At 40.5% G+C, this 18,318-nt stretch carries 17 protein-coding genes and 3 tRNA genes; all 20 read right to left on the reverse strand.

Annotated elements, in window-relative coordinates; genetic code table 11:
* Nucleotides 1–58 precede the first annotated feature (58 nt).
* Nucleotides 59–946 carry an alpha/beta hydrolase gene (locus QZR90_RS00240; RefSeq protein ID WP_295787353.1) on the reverse strand — a complete coding sequence of 296 codons (888 nt, stop codon included), beginning with the start codon at nt 944–946 and terminating at the stop codon, nt 59–61.
* A gap of 552 nt (nt 947–1,498) precedes the next feature.
* Entirely contained in the window at nt 1,499–2,314 is an 816-nt protein-coding gene (locus tag QZR90_RS00245; protein ID WP_295787354.1) for an N-acyl homoserine lactonase family protein, read from the reverse strand.
* A gap of 27 nt (nt 2,315–2,341) precedes the next feature.
* Nucleotides 2,342–2,800: an Rrf2 family transcriptional regulator gene (locus QZR90_RS00250; protein WP_295787359.1), complete on the reverse strand. Its 459-nt coding sequence runs from the start codon at nt 2,798–2,800 to the stop codon at nt 2,342–2,344.
* A gap of 251 nt (nt 2,801–3,051) precedes the next feature.
* Entirely contained in the window at nt 3,052–3,471 is a 420-nt protein-coding gene (locus tag QZR90_RS00255) for a hypothetical protein (RefSeq protein ID WP_295787364.1), read from the reverse strand.
* Nucleotides 3,472–3,704: 233 nt separating this feature from the next.
* Nucleotides 3,705–3,781: transfer RNA gene (locus QZR90_RS00260), tRNA-Arg, on the reverse strand.
* Between the two features lie 143 nt (nt 3,782–3,924).
* Nucleotides 3,925–3,998, reverse strand: a tRNA-Gly gene (locus tag QZR90_RS00265).
* A 10-nt stretch (nt 3,999–4,008) separates the two neighbouring features.
* Nucleotides 4,009–4,085, reverse strand: a tRNA-Pro gene (locus QZR90_RS00270).
* A 202-nt stretch (nt 4,086–4,287) separates the two neighbouring features.
* On the reverse strand, nt 4,288–4,671 hold the full coding sequence (locus tag QZR90_RS00275) for a VOC family protein (RefSeq protein ID WP_295787368.1): 384 nt from the start codon (nt 4,669–4,671) through the stop codon (nt 4,288–4,290).
* Between the two features lie 120 nt (nt 4,672–4,791).
* Nucleotides 4,792–6,015 (reverse strand): chloride channel protein, encoded by a 1,224-nt coding sequence (locus tag QZR90_RS00280; protein WP_295787371.1) that lies wholly within the window; start codon nt 6,013–6,015, stop codon nt 4,792–4,794.
* Nucleotides 6,012–6,527, reverse strand: a complete 516-nt coding sequence (locus QZR90_RS00285; RefSeq protein WP_295787373.1) for a PaaI family thioesterase — start codon at nt 6,525–6,527, stop codon at nt 6,012–6,014. Before QZR90_RS00285 ends, QZR90_RS00280 begins: the two co-directional genes overlap by 4 nt.
* 34 nt (nt 6,528–6,561) lie before the next feature.
* A complete protein-coding gene (locus QZR90_RS00290) occupies nt 6,562–8,055 on the reverse strand; it encodes an enolase C-terminal domain-like protein (protein WP_295787376.1) in 1,494 nt (497 codons plus the stop codon).
* A 17-nt stretch (nt 8,056–8,072) separates the two neighbouring features.
* Nucleotides 8,073–9,818 (reverse strand): AMP-binding protein, encoded by a 1,746-nt coding sequence (locus QZR90_RS00295; RefSeq protein ID WP_295787379.1) that lies wholly within the window; start codon nt 9,816–9,818, stop codon nt 8,073–8,075.
* Between the two features lie 17 nt (nt 9,819–9,835).
* The gene (menB, locus tag QZR90_RS00300; RefSeq protein ID WP_295787382.1) at nt 9,836–10,678 is read right to left on the reverse strand and encodes a 1,4-dihydroxy-2-naphthoyl-CoA synthase; all 843 of its coding nucleotides are present in this window, start codon (nt 10,676–10,678) and stop codon (nt 9,836–9,838) included.
* Between the two features lie 135 nt (nt 10,679–10,813).
* On the reverse strand, nt 10,814–11,731 hold the full coding sequence (gene menH / locus QZR90_RS00305; protein ID WP_295787386.1) for a 2-succinyl-6-hydroxy-2,4-cyclohexadiene-1-carboxylate synthase: 918 nt from the start codon (nt 11,729–11,731) through the stop codon (nt 10,814–10,816).
* Nucleotides 11,724–13,421: a 2-succinyl-5-enolpyruvyl-6-hydroxy-3-cyclohexene-1-carboxylic-acid synthase gene (gene menD, locus QZR90_RS00310; protein ID WP_295787390.1), complete on the reverse strand. Its 1,698-nt coding sequence runs from the start codon at nt 13,419–13,421 to the stop codon at nt 11,724–11,726. The genes menH and menD overlap by 8 nt, the downstream gene beginning before the upstream one ends.
* Nucleotides 13,422–13,478: 57 nt before the next feature.
* Complete coding sequence (locus tag QZR90_RS00315) at nt 13,479–14,816, reverse strand: isochorismate synthase (protein ID WP_295787392.1); 1,338 nt, start codon at nt 14,814–14,816, stop codon at nt 13,479–13,481.
* A 190-nt stretch (nt 14,817–15,006) separates the two neighbouring features.
* Nucleotides 15,007–15,303 carry a helix-turn-helix transcriptional regulator gene (locus QZR90_RS00320; RefSeq protein WP_295787395.1) on the reverse strand — a complete coding sequence of 99 codons (297 nt, stop codon included), beginning with the start codon at nt 15,301–15,303 and terminating at the stop codon, nt 15,007–15,009.
* A 10-nt stretch (nt 15,304–15,313) separates the two neighbouring features.
* Complete coding sequence (locus tag QZR90_RS00325) at nt 15,314–15,949, reverse strand: hypothetical protein (protein WP_295787398.1); 636 nt, start codon at nt 15,947–15,949, stop codon at nt 15,314–15,316.
* Nucleotides 15,939–17,648: a DUF2157 domain-containing protein gene (locus QZR90_RS00330; protein WP_295787401.1), complete on the reverse strand. Its 1,710-nt coding sequence runs from the start codon at nt 17,646–17,648 to the stop codon at nt 15,939–15,941. Before QZR90_RS00330 ends, QZR90_RS00325 begins: the two co-directional genes overlap by 11 nt.
* Nucleotides 17,649–17,711: 63 nt before the next feature.
* On the reverse strand, nt 17,712–18,161 hold the full coding sequence (locus QZR90_RS00335) for a universal stress protein (protein WP_295787404.1): 450 nt from the start codon (nt 18,159–18,161) through the stop codon (nt 17,712–17,714).
* Nucleotides 18,162–18,318: the final 157 nt, after the last annotated feature.

The following is an 18,318-nucleotide window of genomic DNA, read 5'->3' on the forward strand; positions in this document are numbered from 1 at the left end:
TCTGTGCATTAATGCACAGACTTAATTTCTCCCTCAGTAGTAAACTAATGAATGCATGTTATATAAAATACGCTACTATCGACTTCAACCAATGTATAATTTTATCCCACCACGGCAAAGTAGCATTATCTACTAGTGCAGAGTCACTTGTCTTATTAACTATAAAGTCTTTCACCATACTGGCAACTAAACTTTGATTTTGAGTGAATTCATGATCATAGCCCTGGAGCATATGAATCTCGCTACGGGCATACTCTTTGTCAAAACGCTGTGCATATCGAGCAGGTACTACCATATCGTCACTCCCTTGGATGATATCAACTGGCCCTGTATACTGCTTAGCAGTTTCATAAATAGGCAAGTCGTATGCAGTTTTAAAATAATTGCGCCCTACCTTCAAGCCACTTGGCAATTCCACTACCTCTGGCAATTCCTCCACATTGTATTGAATGCCAAAGAAGGAGCCACCAATCAATCCATCTTGAATATTACCAGCCGGTGCAAGTAACACTACACTTTTAATACTATCTTCGGCTTCTTCTTTCGCTAATTCACCGGCTAACATACTAGCAATGACGCCGCCTTGAGAGTGTCCTACAAGCGAAATAAACGAAATGGCACTTCTATTAGAAGCCTCGTCTTTCAGATAAGAATACACAGCTTTTGCATCAGCAATTTCATTGAGCACTGTCATATCTTGAAAACGACCGTCACTCTCGCCATGCCCATTAAAATCAAAGCGAATGGACGCAATGCCAACCTGTTCCAAATCATCAGCTATGAGCTGTAAAAGCTTAGCATCTTTTGAAGAAGAAAAACCATGCATAATAATTACCATAGGATAATTCGAAACCGCATCTGGCATTTGCATAATGGCAGCTAATTTACCATGGTCACCAGCAATACTAAGCTCCTCCGCCCTCCCTTGACTTGTATTAGGCCACACTAGCAATACTCCTAGAATACCTACTATGAGTCTATATTTTTGAAACTGTCTATGCATTGCCTTCACTTCTATCACCTCATTAATCGCACTACATAATTCAATACAACGTGCTTATAATTCAATATAGCATGCTATATAATTCGCTACCACATTCTACATACAATGTACGATTATATTAATCAGTCTATTTCAAATATCTTTAAAAAGAATCTCATCAGCTATTTATTGCCTACGATCTAACTATCTAACTATATGACTATAATGTGTCACATATCTATACCATATCATCTATTTATAGCATTTAACCTACTTATAAAATATTTTACCTATTTGCAACATAGCACTATTACCTATGTCTAGTGTATTGTATCACATTGAAGTCAACTTCAAGCAAGCTAATAATAAGATGTTTTCATCATTTATATTGCTAATAAAAAATGTCCTCAAGCGCTCCATTGCCTTAAGTCCCATCACAGAAAAAACTGTCACCTTTAGACTCTGTCGAATAGGCAACAGTTTGAACTTATATATTTTGTTTGAACTTAAGATACTTTATACAGTAATGATACCTGGCTTTACCTCTGTATCATGATTCGCTATTATCCCTTTGCAACCTTCTTGTTTATTCATATGAACCAACCATTGCAAAGAATATATCGCATCTTGGCGATTAATAACTACACCGGGCTCCCAAAGATTCTCAAGTGATGGTCTACCATAAGCCACATCAGAAGATAATACTACAAACTGGTCATTATTTCTTATAACTGTAGCCGCGAGTCCAGCACTATGCCCTTTAGCTAAAACAAATTGAATACGTCCATCACCAAACATATCATAAGAATAACCAAATGCCCCTAATTTACTTTCAGTAAAAGAAAATGTCTGCAAGTCTACACCTGCCCATTCATGAGATAAATAACGGATCTTATCACGACTAGCTGCTTTATATTCTAGAGCACTCACCAAAATACGTTTCGCCTCTTTTACATGACGCAATCCATCAGCGTGGTCACAGTGCAGATGACTAAGCATAACAAAATCTAAGTCTTTTGGCTTAATTCCCATCGCCCCTAATTGTTCGTGCACCGCTTGGCCTTCAGGCAAAACAGCTTTATTAGCAAAATATTGATGTCTTAAATTCTTAAATTGATGCTCCCGATTATCTGTATGCCAACCTGTATCTATGAGAACTAAACCATCTGGATGCTCAATCAAATAAACCGATACAGGAGCATCTACTAAATGTTTTTTACTTCGAAACAAACCAGTCCAAGCAAATGGGGAATCACCACTTCGATGATACGGTAAGGCCTCATCTATAATAACACGGCCTGTATGTAACACATGAATTTTAATATCACTCATATAAATCTCCTATTTATTTTAATTAAATCAAACTGGACTATTTACTTCGGCCCATTCAACAGCGCCTTCATTATATTTATCGCGACGAATCAAATCAGATAAGGCCAACTCTTTTAATGCAAATTTAGCATTTATCATGGCCTGCTTTATTTTTTTCTCACTCGATGCTACATAAGCTTCATCACTAAATAAATTTCTTGCTAAACGGGAATGAAATTGTTCAATCGTATCCTCTTCCACAGCTTCATATACATCATATAATGTAATTTCTTCAATAGAGCGTTTCAGCTGAAAACCGCCCTCTTTACTTGCCGTAGATATAATTAATTCATGCACAACCAATTTTCTTAAAATTTTCTTTAAGTACGAATCAGAAACATCTAACTTGGCACTCAATACATAACTTTTTACAGGTTTATGTTCTGCCTGCAAGGCTAAAATCAACAATACAAATACCGCTTGCTCTAAACTCTTACTTATTTTCATATTCCACCTCTTCTATGGATATTTTACATCTATAGATAAATTTTGTCAACAGTTTACCTGTAGTATAACAATCAACTGAAATTAGACTTCAATAATCAAAATGCTACTAAGGTTCTTTTAAAACGTCCTACTTAGTAACTTTAAACGAACTTTAACGCCATAAAAGACAAACCTTCTTTGCTCGAATGATTCTAACAAAGAAGGTTGCATTATAAATTATAAAATTTTAAACAGCAAATAATATATTCATACTACAGAAAATATTCGTCATCATCTTCTTCTGAATAATCACTATCATACGAATCGTAAGAATCTTCCTTATCTGGCACATCGTAATAAATCGTATCGCCATAGCGAATGTAAGTACTCCCATCTAAACCATACGTAGTGTCTCCGTAAGTCATATAACTTACACCATCACTACCATACACCGTATCACCATAACGAGTATACGACGTCCCCTCACTACTATAGATTGTATCACCATAACGAGTATACGTATTACCATTGCTATCATAAGCAGTATCGCCATAGGAAGTATATGTGTCTCCATTACTATTATAAGCAGTGTCACCATATATTGTAATTGTGCCAGAGGCCGCTTCTGCTATAGGAAAGATAAAGCCAATAATGCCAAATAGTAGTAAAAGAATACGAAATAAGAGTTTCATGCTGTACCTCCTGTTACTTACTATCCTACTTGCTATAAAAGATAAACTCCTTCTCTTTATTATCTTAATTATATCAAATAAAACCTAATTACTAATTATTTAAAATATTATAATTATCAACAATCCGTAAAAATCAGATAATATAAACGACAAAAATAAGCGACAAGAACGCAAAAAAGCAACCACGCTGATTTTCATAAATCTGAAAACCTGCATGGTTGCTTGCTTTTTTATGGTGATCCAGGAGAGATTCGAACTCCCGACCCACGGCTTAGAAGGCCGTTGCTCTATCCAACTGAGCTACTGGACCATATGCAATTGAAATTTTCACCGTATATATTATACACTACACAATACAATAAATGCAATTGTGTTTCTACTAAGTTTAACGATTCTAATACAGCACACACTCTCTAAAAGTCTACTGTAATAAAAAGTTCTGTATAAAAAAAATGGAGCGGGTGAAGGGAATCGAACCCTCGTAACCAGCTTGGAAGGCTGGGGCTCTACCATTGAGCTACACCCGCATAATAAAAATGGTCGGAGCAGCAGGATTCGAACCTGCGACCCCCTGGTCCCAAGCCAGGTGCGCTACCAAACTGCGCTATGCCCCGATATTAAAGTAAAACTATTCTTTTCGTTGTTTCACTTGTACTCTTTCGCAACAACAAAGTTATTTTATCATAAGTAAAAAATGTGCGCAAGTACTTTTTTACAAATTTTTAACATTTTTTACTTTCCCTAAATAAAAGGCTGCATTTGAAATAAAAACCCCTTTTATTTCAAATGTAGCCTCAAAGATTTATTTAAAGCATCCTATAAATATTGACTCAATTCTACTAAATTACCATCTGGATCTCGCAAATAGATACACTCCATTTTGCCTAATGCACCATGGCGAATTACAGGCCCTAATTCAACAGGATAGCCCTTAGACTCAATATGAGCTTTTACAGCCTCCATATTTCCATCAGCCATTATGATTAAGCATAGGTCCAAACTGCCACTAGTAGGATACTTAGCAGCAGGTAGAAATTCGGCTGGCTTCGTGTGAATATTAAACTTCTGATTGCCAAAACGCAGAGCATATCGCTGATTAGATGTATCTAATTCCATACCTAGAATCCGGACATAAAAATCTATACACTGCTCTACATCGGCTGTAGTAATAACCAAATGGTCTAAATTTTTAATCTTCATAGACTGATATGCCCCTTTCTTAGAAGTTTAAATTTATTATTATATTTTAGATTGCATCTATTAATTTTTATACATTGGCACTCAAGCCCATGTTTCAACTTTTAACGTATCTATACATTTTTACACTTTAGATTTTACCCACCCATGTGTAAGCAAGCCTATCCCCATGGCCAAAGTAATAGGGAACAAGTACTCTACAGAAAATCGAGATAGCTCCAGCATAAATACAGCAGAAGTAAGAGGCATCTTTTGCGCTAAGCCTAAAAACACAACAGCTCCTAAGAAAGCCACTGCGCCAAGAGATATAGGCCCAACTAAAGCAGTCCAAGCAACGCCCATCGCTAGAGCTAATGTACTCCCTAGCATCATAGAAGGTGTAATTTTACCACCATAGGCCCCTACTGCTAAGGCTAAAATAACGGCAATCCACTTAGTACCAAACATGCCTAAAGCATATTGCCAATTCACTAGTTCAGCAAAGGTCAATTGATTACCAGCCTTACCATTGCCTAAGATGGAAGGAAAATACATAGACATAATACCTACAAAGGTAAAAGCTAAGATAAACCAAATAATTAATTTAGGACTTTTACGATTAATTTTAGGCAAGGCTGCTTGCGCCTTATCAAAACCCACTACTACCACACCAATAACTAAGCCTAGAAGAACTGAAAAAATTGCTATATGGCCTTCTAACACAGGCTGAAGCATATCATATTGGATGGTATCACCTAGACCCAAACGAACTACAAAGGTAGCCACGCCACAGGCAATTAAAGCAGAAATTAAGGATTTGCTATTCCAAGTCAAAAGCAAAGTTTCTAATACAAACAAAGTCGCTGACAGAGGAGAATTATACACCGCCGCTAGACCAGCACCAGAAGCACAAGCTATTAACAAGCTCCGCTCATCTTTGGCGACCTTTACAAATTTCATCACCCACGTAATCAGCGCAGAGCTCGCTTCTCGTGGAGCCACTTCACGCCCTAGAGGAGAGCCCATCCCTACAGTAATAATCTGCAAGGTAGCATGAAATAATGTAGTCAAGGTAGGCATCGGCATATCGGGATTGGTCACGGCTTTTTTCACATCCACCAAGGAACTGCCGAAACGATGAATTAAATGCCAACCAATACCGCCTACAATACCACATAAAAGCAAGGCTATAACTCGATGCTCAGGCGATACATTTGCAACGCCCATGCCAAAACTAAAATGATCGGCAGCCGAATAGTTATATGTAGCATGTTGTATAAAATGCATTAAATTAGTAAAGGCAATCCCCACTAAGCCTGCCATGAGTCCAGTAAGAACAAGTAAAGCGAATATCCGTTTATTAATCATTTACGCTTCGCCCCCATTGGATATATTAGGGCATTGACAACAGTTACTTGCGAAATATGCACGCCCGCTTCACTGCGCACATCAATTTGCCACACATGATTGCGTTTCCCCTGTTTTAGTAATGCTCCGGCGGCAATAACTCGGCCTTCTGCTTTTATAGCATTTAAATGCTGACCTGTTACAGATTGACCTACAGCCACATAAGGGCCTTTAGCTAATTTTTCAATGTCAGCTACGGCATTACTATCTACAGCCTTTGCCTTTAAGCCTTCAAAGTCTACAGTCTTTACATCATTATCAGTGATACTCATAGATGCCTTCAAGGCTTCATACTCAGCTTCACCTAATTTATTAGACGCCATGCCCGCTATAATCTCACAGTATGCCAAAGTAGCCCCACCATTTAAAAATCCAAAGGGCTGTTTATGAAACTCGCCTAATGTCATGGCACTTTCAAAGCCTTGGCCTGTTATATTTACATATTCAATACTTAATTGATCAATTAAAGTCATATCCAATCCTTTCAACAACTCTCTCTTAACGATGTCATAATGAGGCATCCATTATGATTGTACCATAGGCTTGTAGTATGTCATAATTTACTTTTACTCCTAGCCCTGAGCCCCTCGGCACCGTCATATATCCTTGGTCAAATTGAATAGGCGGTATAATTAAATCCTCTTCAAAGTATCGCTTAGAATCTGACAAGTCTCCAGCCATCCACACTTGAGGCAAGGCCGCTAATTCTACATGAAGAATTTTTGAAATTCCACTTTCCACCATACTACCTATCCAAAATCCTAAGTTGTGGGCCTTACAATAGGCAATACAGCGCAAAGTTTCTCGAAGGCCTCCAAGCCGCCCTATTTTAACATTGAGTATAGGCTGCATCGCTATATCAACCACTAAAGCAGAAAAAACTCTATGTAGAGCCTTTAATTCTTCCAAGGATTGCACACTTTCATCAAAACTCAAGGGTGTCTGCCAGCCCTGCCAAAACTCAACAGGCAAATTACTATAAGTATGTGCTGCTGAGCCAACGACTTCGAAAGGTTCCTCTAAAGATTTAAGATTATACTCATCAAAGGCCTTTACCATAGCCCAGTCAGCACTAGAGAAACTGCGATTCGCATCAGCCGCTAATTCTAAATTAGGGAACTGTGCTCGCACAGCAGCTAAGCGCTCTAGTGCATCCTTTGGTGTCAGCTTAATTTTTACGCGCTTACATCCTTGTGCCACCGCATTTTCTATACTATCCAACAATCTTGAAATTGGCATATCACCAAATACTAGACCTAAAGGAATCATCTCATTCAAAGCGCATCTACTTGATCCAGTCCTCGGCAGTGTACCTGGAAGTGTCTCAAAAACATGCACTCCCTGAAGTGTCCCCCTAGCATGCTCTCCTTGAAGACTCTCCTCAGTACTTCCTCCTTGAAGATACTCCCTAGTGCGCCCTCCTTGAAGATTTTCCCAAGCATGTGCGTCTCGAACAGACCCTGAACACCTTATATTATCCATAGACTCTGGGCTTACTATAGGGTCAAGCGCTTCTAATGCCCCTAAAGACGATTCCACTAAACTTCCTATCATAAATTCATTGGCTTCTTCAAAGAATGCATGAAGCAACGCATTTTCGAGACCGGCCCAAGCCATAGGGAGACGCGCATGACGCAATAAATCTAAGGCCGTGTCTTTTGTGCAAACCTCATTTATAGCCCTAGTGTTCTCCTTACTCCCCATTTCACTTTGGCCTGTAATTTGCTTACACTCCCAAGTATAGCAATCCCATGGATTCTCCATAGTATAGCCAATAAAATAAGGAATGACCTTGCGTAGCCATTCCTCACTTGTATGAATTGTTTCTGCTGTATAAAAAGGAGTATCAAAGGCTACGACTTCGCCAAATCCACGAAAGCCACGGTCAGTCTCTACTTCTACAACTAAGGTGTGTCTCTCTCGAACTAAACCTTTTGCAGTGCGAAAATCAAATTTCATAGGCAACACAACGCGCCAAAGCCGTATGGATTTTACAAGCATGCCTTCCTCCTTTATCTCTAAACTAAAGCTCGACGCAAAATTTTACCAGAACTGTTTCTTGGTAATGCCCCTAGCTTATAAATTTCTTTAGGCTGTTTATACCGTCCTAAATGTTGCTTTAAATACGCTGCTACAGCAGTCTCTTCCGGCTCCCCTGCATAGTATAAAACAGGCACCTGCCCCCATTTAGAGTCTACCTTAGGAACTACAGCACATTCGGTTACGCCATCTAGCTTATATAATACATCTTCAATTTCTTTAGGATAAATATTTTCTCCACCAGAAATAATGATATCTTTGCGCCGATTTACAATATATAAAAAGCCATCTTCATCTACATAACCCATATCATCGGTGTTGAAAAATCCCTCAATTGGTGGCTGACCTAAATAGCCCTTCATGACCATCGGCGATTGAATCCAAACTTCACCAATAAGGGGCACTTGCTCATCATAGGCCTTGGGATTTACCGTTGCTTGCTCAACACGTACCTTAGAATATAATTCTGTTTGTGCCTCACATGCCTTAGAATTCACCGTTACTTGCTCAACACGTACCTTAGAATTTAATTCTGTTTGCGCCTCACATTCCTTAGAGTTTACCTCTGCTTGCTCAGCACGCACCTTCGAATTTAATTCTACTTGCCCTGCATCTAAATCCTTCATGCCTGATGCCTGAAGAGGGCGAATGTCTATAGTCACGCCCGGCAACGGCTGACCTACAGATTGCCATTTATTAGGATAGGCTGAAATATTAACAGTCGTGCTCTGCGCAAACGTCTCCGTCATACCATAGGTTTTAAAAATAGGTAGCCCTTTAGCTAAACAAGCCTCTACTAAAGCATTAGGGATAAACTCGCCACCTAAGAGAACCACTCGCAATTGATGCGCCTCTATTTTATGGACTAAACGCTGTAATACAGTAGGCACTAAGGACACCATATTAATTTTTCCAAGCTTAATAACATTAAGCACAGCCTCTTCATCAAAGCTACTATAAATCGTAGCGGCCGTGCCATTAAACAGGGTGCGCATCAAAATGGATAGGCCCGATACATGAAACATAGGAAGCACAATGAGCCAATTATCGCAATCCGTCACACCTAAAACTTGAGCGGATGCCCTTACGTGAGCCTCAATCTGCCCCCAGCGAAGTGGCACAGATTTTACTTTGCCCGTAGTGGCACTTGTCGTCATAATAGCCGCAATAGCATCGTCTTCAGAGCCTGACGTCTGAGGTAATAATTTTTCAAACAAATTCACTAAGCGCTTCGCAGTACGCTCATCCATAAGTGGCAATACAGGCATGGTTTGCCATTGCACTAGATGTTCGCCACCGTCTGCTTGCCAGCGAATTTGTGCCATAGCGGAGCTCACACAGCCGGCTAAAGAGCAAAACTTAGCCTTGCCCAACTCTAATTGCTTTTCATCAGACGCTGTTTGCTCGGCCACTACAGCACTTTGCACCTGCGGCGAGGTGAATATTAAATCCACCCCGAGATTCACCGCCTGTGACATGCGCTCTTCCACAGTTAACTGTGGGTTGATTAAGAAAACTTCTTTACCTGCTAACCAAAGCGAAAATAGTAAAACAGCCAATTTGACAGAATTTTCACTGCAAACACCAATACGCTTGCGATTCTGTATAAGGCCTTCTAAAAAACCTACTTCTAACACAGCTTGCTCATAAATTTGCTTATAGGAGTATCCATTTAGAAACGATTGATCAGGTCGCTTTTGTACCTGTTCACGCAACCATCTCATTGACTATCGACCTCCGATTAAGGGAATTTAGGGAATTGTTTGAAATTAGGTTTTCTCTTCTCTTTAAATGCATCGCGACCTTCTTTTGCCTCATCAGTTGTGTAGTACATAAGTGTCGCATCGCCACCAAATTGTTGTAACCCAGCCAGACCATCTGTATCAGCATTAAAGGATGCTTTTAAGAAACGAAGCGCCATTGGGGATAATTGTAAAATTTCTTCACACCATTTTACAGTTTCTTCTTCTAATTGTTCAAATGGTACTACTGTATTTACTAAGCCCATATCAAGTGCTTGTTGTGCTGTGTATTGACGGCAAAGGAACCAGATTTCACGCGCTTTTTTATGACCTACTAAACGCGCCAAATAACCTGCACCATAGCCTGCGTCAAAAGAACCTACCCGTGGACCAGTTTGACCAAATTTAGCATTTTCAGAGGCGATTGTTAGGTCGCACACAATGTGAAGTACATGGCCACCGCCAATAGCATAGCCATTAACCATAGCAATAACAGGCTTTGGCGTAATGCGAATTAAATGCTGTAAATCCAGCACATTAAGGCGTGGAATGCGGTCTTCCCCTACATAGCCACCATTACCGCGAACGCGTTGATCGCCGCCAGAGCAAAACGCTTCTTTATTTACATCGCCACCATGATTAGCACCAGTTAAAACGATAACGCCTACTTCCGCATCATCGCGAGCAATAGTAAATGCATCAATTAACTCTACTACAGTTTTAGGGCGAAATGCATTGCGCACTTCTGGACGATTAATCGTAATTTTAGCAATGCCATTATATGTTTCATAAATTACATCTTCATAGCCACGGTCTAATACTTGCCAATCAAATTTACTCATTGTAAACCTCCTTTTAAACCAATTTACATCTTGAAATATATGTTTAAATTTTAAAATACGATAGTATCAATATCAAAAGCTGTTCCATAGCCTAGTTAGCTTCCAAAGTATACATTAAAGCACTTCTATGACAAACTAGCTTATACTTTTATCATTAAAATCTGACAAAAACAGCTCTACTATATCATTAAATTCCCTCGGCTTTTCCACATGTACATTATGTCCAGCATGAGGCACTGACACAAAGGATACATTAGGACAATCTCCAAAGATATGCTGACCAAATTCCATATATTTAGCATCATATTCACCAGCAATATATAAAATCTCTAGGTCTAAATCGCCCACGCGGTCTCCTACATAAGGAGTTGTTCCTTGTCCAGTGCCGCGCAATGTATGGGCTAATACTTGTGGATCATTGCTAAGGCGACGTCGCTTTATGCTATTCTGTATAGTTTCAGGAAGAGTCTTCTGAGAGCTAAAAATTGGTAGCCCTGACCAAGTCTCCTCAAACCACTGAATGGAGTGTGATTCCACGGCTTTGGCAATTTTTTCATCATAAGAGGCACGCAATTTGCGCTCCACTAAATCCTTTATACCAGGACTTGCTGATTCTAAAATGAGGAAGGCTAAATACTCTGGCTCATACATGGCAGCATATTGTAATGCCATACGGCCACCCATAGAATAGCCTAATATACCAAAGTGTTCGTCACCTACTAAAGTATGAATCAATGTATACAAATGTCTTAAGGCCGTATTAAACTCATAAAGATCTGCCTTTTTAGGTCTATCGGAAAAACCATGGCCTAAAAAGTCTATGCAGTATAAGCGAAACCCCGGCAAATGTAAATCTTGCCAGGTATTACAAGCCTCGCTAAAACCATGCAAACAAATCAAGGGGAATCCTTCACCGCGAAGTAGCACATGATAAGACACATTGTCGATAGTAACAAATACATCTTCTGCATCATGTAAAATCGTATCTAGCTCCTGTCGCTCCCCCTGGTCATATACAGGTACTTCATCCATGTTTTCAATTTCATCATTCATAATTTCGCACCGTATACTTTCTATGTAATTGGCAGGAAGATTCTCTGCCAGTTTTTATTTCTAATATTTGAATCCCTGGCGTATTAAGGCTCTCCATAAGCAAAGTCTTAAACTGTTCATATGATGTTACTTCTTCATGGTCAATACCAAATAAAGTACTGAGTCCTGAAAAATCAACACCTTGAGGCGTCGCAAATAAATATTCAAAATAAGGCGTTCCTTTTTGAGGCAAGTATTCAAAAATACCGCCCCCATCGTTGTTAAATAGCACAATGGTTAAGGATATGCCCGCCTGACGCCCCATAATGAGACCATTCATATCATGAATAAAGGACAAGTCCCCTGTCACTAAGACTGTCGGTTGACCTACACTAGCCATACCGAGAGCTGTCGATTCCGTCCCATCGATACCATTCACGCCTCGATTACCAAAAAGACGCACCTCATTACAACCTTTGGACCAAAAATAATCAAAATCGCGAATGGCCATACTATTGGAAATGAAAATTTGACTCCCCTTAGGCATAAGAGCTTGCATTTCTTTCACTATACGCCCCTCAAACAGCGAAGGCTCCTCAAGAACAGTATCTAGCTGACGCCGCATAGATGCTTGTTCCTGTTGCCATAACGAAAGATAGGACGTATCTTCATTCACTACTGATATACTCTTGGCCAATTCAATTGGCGAGGAGGCTATTACACGCTGCGTTGTAACCATGCCATTGCGATATTCAAACGATGGATCCACTTGGATGGTAAGCACATCCTTGTGATATGTTAAGAATTGGTGGACTCGCTTTGACACCGGTAGTTGACCAAACATTAAAATATAGTCTGGTCGTAAATTCTCCTTCACTTCATTAGACACCAAAAAGGCATCATAACTATCTATAACATACTCATCTTCATAGCCCCGCAAAGGAGATAAAGGATCCGCTATCACAGGCGCTTGCAGACGCTGTGCTAAAGCAATAATGCTCGCTCCATACGCTTCATGATGTGCCTTTGTAGCAGAGTCTTCACCTTGTGGCGCATTATAAGGACCAGCAATAATAAGGCCTCGCTTACCGGCTAATTCTTCACCTGTATACGTGCTGCGCATCTCACCTTTTATATATTGAAATGCCTGTGTATTACGGCCCTTTTCAAAGTATTCATTATCGAGTTTAGGCACTAAAGGTTCTCGCAAAGGCACATTAATCTGTACTGGCCCGCTTACTTCACTGCCACTGCCCAATGCTTTGAGCACAGCGCGTTGTGCCACTTGGCGCGGATATACAAAGTCATCCGTCCGACCTTCTAACGTTTCAAAATGATTCACAAAATCCCCAAAGAGTCTCATTTGATCAATCGTCTGTGGCGCACCAACAAATTGAAGCTCACTAGGTCGATCAGCCGTGAGCATTACCAATGGAATCCGACTCGCCTTAGCCTCTGTTACAGCAGGGAAATAATGAGTCCCCGCTGATCCCGATGTACAAACAAGACCCACTGGACGGCCCGTGCGCTTAGCAATACCTAAGGCAAAAAACGCAGCCGACCGTTCATCTATATTCATATATGTTTTATATTTTCCAAAGCCCGTAAATAACATCGCCAAAGATGTAGATCGGGACCCTGCACTAAACACTACCTCTCTCATACCCAACGTATAAAGCTCATCAACGAGAGCCGCCAAGTATTCGTTCATTCTTACCTCTTTTATCTTATCTCTATGTCTTACATATCTATTAAATGCGTTCTTGCACTATAATACTTCTAAAATAGTGCCCAATTTTGTCTTGGTTTCCTCATATTCACTGGCACAATCAGAATCGCCTACAATGCCACAACCGGCATATGCATAGGCTGTATGTCCCTTCACCAAGGCGGAGCGAATCCCCACTACAATAGTGCCATCTACAACGCCACTAGAGTTCGTTTCTAAAAAACCTAAAGGCGCTGCATAAAGGCCGCGCTCATGAGGTTCTTTCTTCGCTAATAAATCAAGCGCTACCTCACGCGGTTGTCCGCCCATAGCTGGCGTTGGATGTAAGGCATGAATCCAGTTTAATATATGTGAATCCCCTCCATCAGCTCGAATTATGGTTCGCAAATGGAAGAGATTTTTAAGCTCCATTAAACCCATAGGTTCCGCCATTACCTGAGGACTCAACTGACTCATAGTAGACTTTATCATATCTACTACGATGCCATGTTCATGACAATTTTTAGCATCTCCTAACAAGGCTTGACCTGCCGCCTCATCTACAACGCCTCGTTTCTTAATAGTGCCGGCTAGGGCATAGCTTAACATCTGAGTGCCTTCTTTTTGAATTAAAATCTCCGGTGTTGCACCAATAAAGACAGCATCGCCTTTCGCATAGGCAAACACGAAACTGTTTACATTATAGGTCTGTAAACGACGCAACATATCCACAATATTGAAAGCTTTGTCACTTTGCAAAGTGACCGCTCTGGAAGCCACTATTTTTATAGCCTTACCGCTTTGAATCGTATCTTGAATCGCCTCAAAGAAAGTACACCAATCTCCATAATCTTCATCGCTCATGGTATATTGATGTGACTCACAGTTTAGCTTATCATTAGGTGCTATCTGAGTAGCATCAAAATGACTGTAATGCTGAGACACGCTGTTAGCAACATAGGTTGCTTGATCTTGTCTTGCTTTATCAACTATTGCATTATCATGTGCTGTATTATTAGCTGTTGTATCTATACGATGCTCTAATTCACTAGCTGTGCCAATTCCTTGCGACTCATCGATTAACCAATGATGTGTCTCCCCTTCTTTTATATAGTAATAAGAAAAAGCTACGACTTCATTGCCCATCCCATCCCACAAGGAAGTCTTTGTGGTAGGAAAAAATGTTTCACTAAGCCAAGTATAAGGAAATTCCTTAGCAAAGGCATCCACCTGCTCCGCCTTATCTTCAGCAGATGATACAGATATGGCATCAGCCCGTACAGCTGCAAAAATAGTTTGTTTACGCACAGGATTATACCAGTAGACTCGCTCTTCACCAGCAAAAGCATGCCAAAGATTGAGAGGCTCCTGCGCCTGTTCTATGGTTATATATTTCATACAAATCCCTTTATATCTAATAATTTCGTTAACACTTTATTATAAGCCTTTATGGCTCCATTTGTCTAATTCAAACACGGCCTTACTATTTCATGCAAAAAGCCCTTCATTTACAATTCCATAAGAAAATTTATATTTCAAACTAACTCATGACCTGTAAACAAAGGGCTTTTATTATATATGACTAACACTATTGATGTGACACGTGCTCAATGCCTTGCTTTAATAAGACTACCACATGCTCATCATTTAAACTATACCAAGCAGTTTTCCCTTCCTTGCGAAATGTAACTAATCGCGCCTGACGCAATACGCGCAATTGGTGAGAAATGGCTGACTGCCCCATCCCCATAGTATCAGCAATTTCTGATACGCACATTTCCTTATTCAATAAATGTCTAACGATGCGAATGCGCGTTGGGTCGCCCAATACTTTAAACAACTCCGCTAGTTGTTGCACATCCACTTGTTCATGACCTAAATCCATGCTACCTCTCCTATTGTTGTTCACGTTCTTCAGTTTCTTTTGTATCCACGGCCCTAGGTTCACCAATTTGAGACAATGGAGTTCTGCTATCTAATTCTTGTTGCTCCACACTTTCCGGCACAGCCGTTTCAATGGATACACCTTTTGAGTATACACCAGTTACAACACCATAACCATCCTTAATTTTCAAAGTGGCTAATAAAGTGCCCTTATAGGTAGTATAGAACTGTGGATCCACCTTATTTAAATCTAAGGTAACACGATTAAATAAAATTTGAAACTCTACGTCTGTTTTTTCTACCTTCGTCAAACGAGCTAATATATACTCGCCTGTAGCAGGCTTTTCATTAGAGGCCCCTTTGACTTCTAAAATGCCATTGGCTTTTGGTTCAACCCAAATATAAGCCTCTTGATTTACTACAGGCAGCCCTGTGCCTTGCCAATTAGTACGACTACCTAAGAACTTCACATCTAAATAGTCTGATGGAATCCAACTCGCTGTGCGACTCAAAGCCACTGGCCATTGATATTCCACGCCCCCTTGGCGTAAAGAAGTAGATCGTTGCTGAATATAAAATGGAGATAAAATAGTGAGAATCGCCATAATAACGAAGCAAATCCATTTAACAGGAAGCTTATTTTTCATTATGATCCTCCTCTCCATCTGCTATCCCCCAAGGTCTAAATCGTTCTTGTTTAGTATCCGAGGAAAATCTTTTAGTCCCTTGAGCCCCCGTATTGGTCCCTCGCAAGTCCTGTGATGTAGTATCCTCAACAGACACAGCGCTCTCTGAAGCTTTAGTACTGCTAGTATTGTTAGTACTACCACCAGACATACTAGAACCCTCGTCACTAGTTACAGCCTCAGATGCTGCGCCATCAGAATCAATTCCACCAGTTGCACCTAAAGAAGCACTAGAGGAAACAGTGCCTTTAGAGTTACTTGCTGTACTTCCCATAGATGCACTGCCTGTAGGAGCAACGTTAGGAGCGTTTCCAGTAGCATCTTTTCGTTGCAAACGGCGATTGGCTCGATTTACGGAAGAATTAATCGCATCTCGCTCTGCATGTTTTCGCCACATATAAAAGAGATTGACCATAAAAATAGCCAGTCCTGAAATAATGAAGGTTAAGCCTCGCTCCACAAAGGTGAAGGCAGGGTCAAAGAAGCGCGCTCCAATCATAGCTAAAAATGCAAATATACAGCCATTCACCAAAGCCACGCGATTTGTCATGCCTCCACGGAAGAACATAACAGCGGCTAACACAACTACATAGGCATTAAACAAAATAGATGTAGTCAAAGCAGTCACACCCATGTGAACAGTAATAATGAGCGCCCCAACTACTAATGGGCAGAGCGTAATTAAGATTTCCAAGCCCTGTTTTTCGCGCCACAGCGCTCGAATGGCTCCTGCCACGAGCACTAAAGCAGCTACAGCTAAGAGCAAAGTCCCTATGCCAGGCACAGTAGCCGCTTCTTCTTCCCAGGTTCCCAAGAAGGTGCCATCCACTACCACATAAATTAAGCCTAGCGCACCGATCCCTCTAAAAGGCAAAGTCCATAAACCTTGCTCTTTAGATACACTACCTAGAGCAAACGTAACGGCCGACAAACTAGCTACAAAGAACAATCCTAGTGATAATTGATAGGAGTTAATCGTAAAGAAAAAAGCACCAAATAGAGCTGCCACATAGGCCCAAGATAGCCATAAAGTAGATATGAGCCCTACACTGCGGGAGCGCCAGCGCTCTGCATAAAATGGTATGCCCAATGCGAGAAGCACCCAAAGCCACGCCGGCTCACCCCAAATAGTAATATCGTGAGGCGAAGTACTCCAAAGCAATGAAATCCCCAAAATGGCAATCATAGCTAACTGGCTTCCCAATAAATATACAGCCTGCATAGATAAGAGCATAATAATTAGGCAGTAAATACCTATGCCTGCCCCCGTATAATAGGTGTCAGCCATTAAAAAGGTCACCATAGTAAGTACCAAGACGAAAAAGAGCCCTATCCCTTCAGCTAGGAGCCCTCCTCGTGGCGCTTTCCATATGCCACCACCGAGAATAATGAGCGCAATCAATAATAACGCAATACACCAATCTAAACGACCTGCCGGGGAAAAACTATACCAGTAGCCTGCAAAGAGCAAGAAAACTCCTAAACCAACTAACAACAGCCCCAAAAACAAGGCTACGAGACGCATTAATGAAGGCGTCTTGCGCGGCCCTATTTCACCATAAAAGACTTTCATAGCCGCCGCTGCTTCTTTACTAACCCAGCCCTTAGATTCCCACTTTGGAAGCTCTTCATGTAGCCAAACAATTCGTTTTTTATCCATAGACCCTCCACTTTAAAAAAGAGGCTTTGCCCTATGGCGAGCAAAGCCTCACAATTTAAACTCTTATTTTACAACAAGAACTGGACATGTTGAATGACTTGTTACATAGCTGCTTACACTACCCATGAACAAGCCTTTCAATGGACCAAGTCCACGGCTCCCCATTACAATAAGATCAGCATCGAATTTCTTTGCCACAGCAAGAACTGCTGGGCCAGGAGATCCCACTTCAAATACATTTTTCACAGAAATATCTGCTGGCACATCTTTAGATACTTCTTCCAAGATTTTTTTGCCTGTTTCTTCCATGTCTTCTGCAATTTGCTCTGATACATAACCACCACTAATTGGAGTTTGATCAAAATTAGAAATTGCTGACACGATGTTAGCAACATGAACGATAATTAATTGTGCTTCATTGCGTTCGCAAATTGAAATGGCATGTTGTAAAGCTCGTTTCGAGTTTTCAGAACCATCTGCTGGCACAACGATTGTTTTGTATTCTACTTTCATGTGAATCCCTCCCAAAAGCGAATTTATTTCGCATTTCTTCTTCTATAAGTAGATATTCTCTACTGACCTCAAAAAATCCTCTTTTATTTCATAAAATATTTTACAAATTTTAAAATAAGTATACTCACTATTTTATATATTGCACTATTTTATGCAC

Source organism: uncultured Veillonella sp. (assembly GCF_900545795.1).
GTDB lineage: Bacteria > Bacillota > Negativicutes > Veillonellales > Veillonellaceae > Veillonella_A.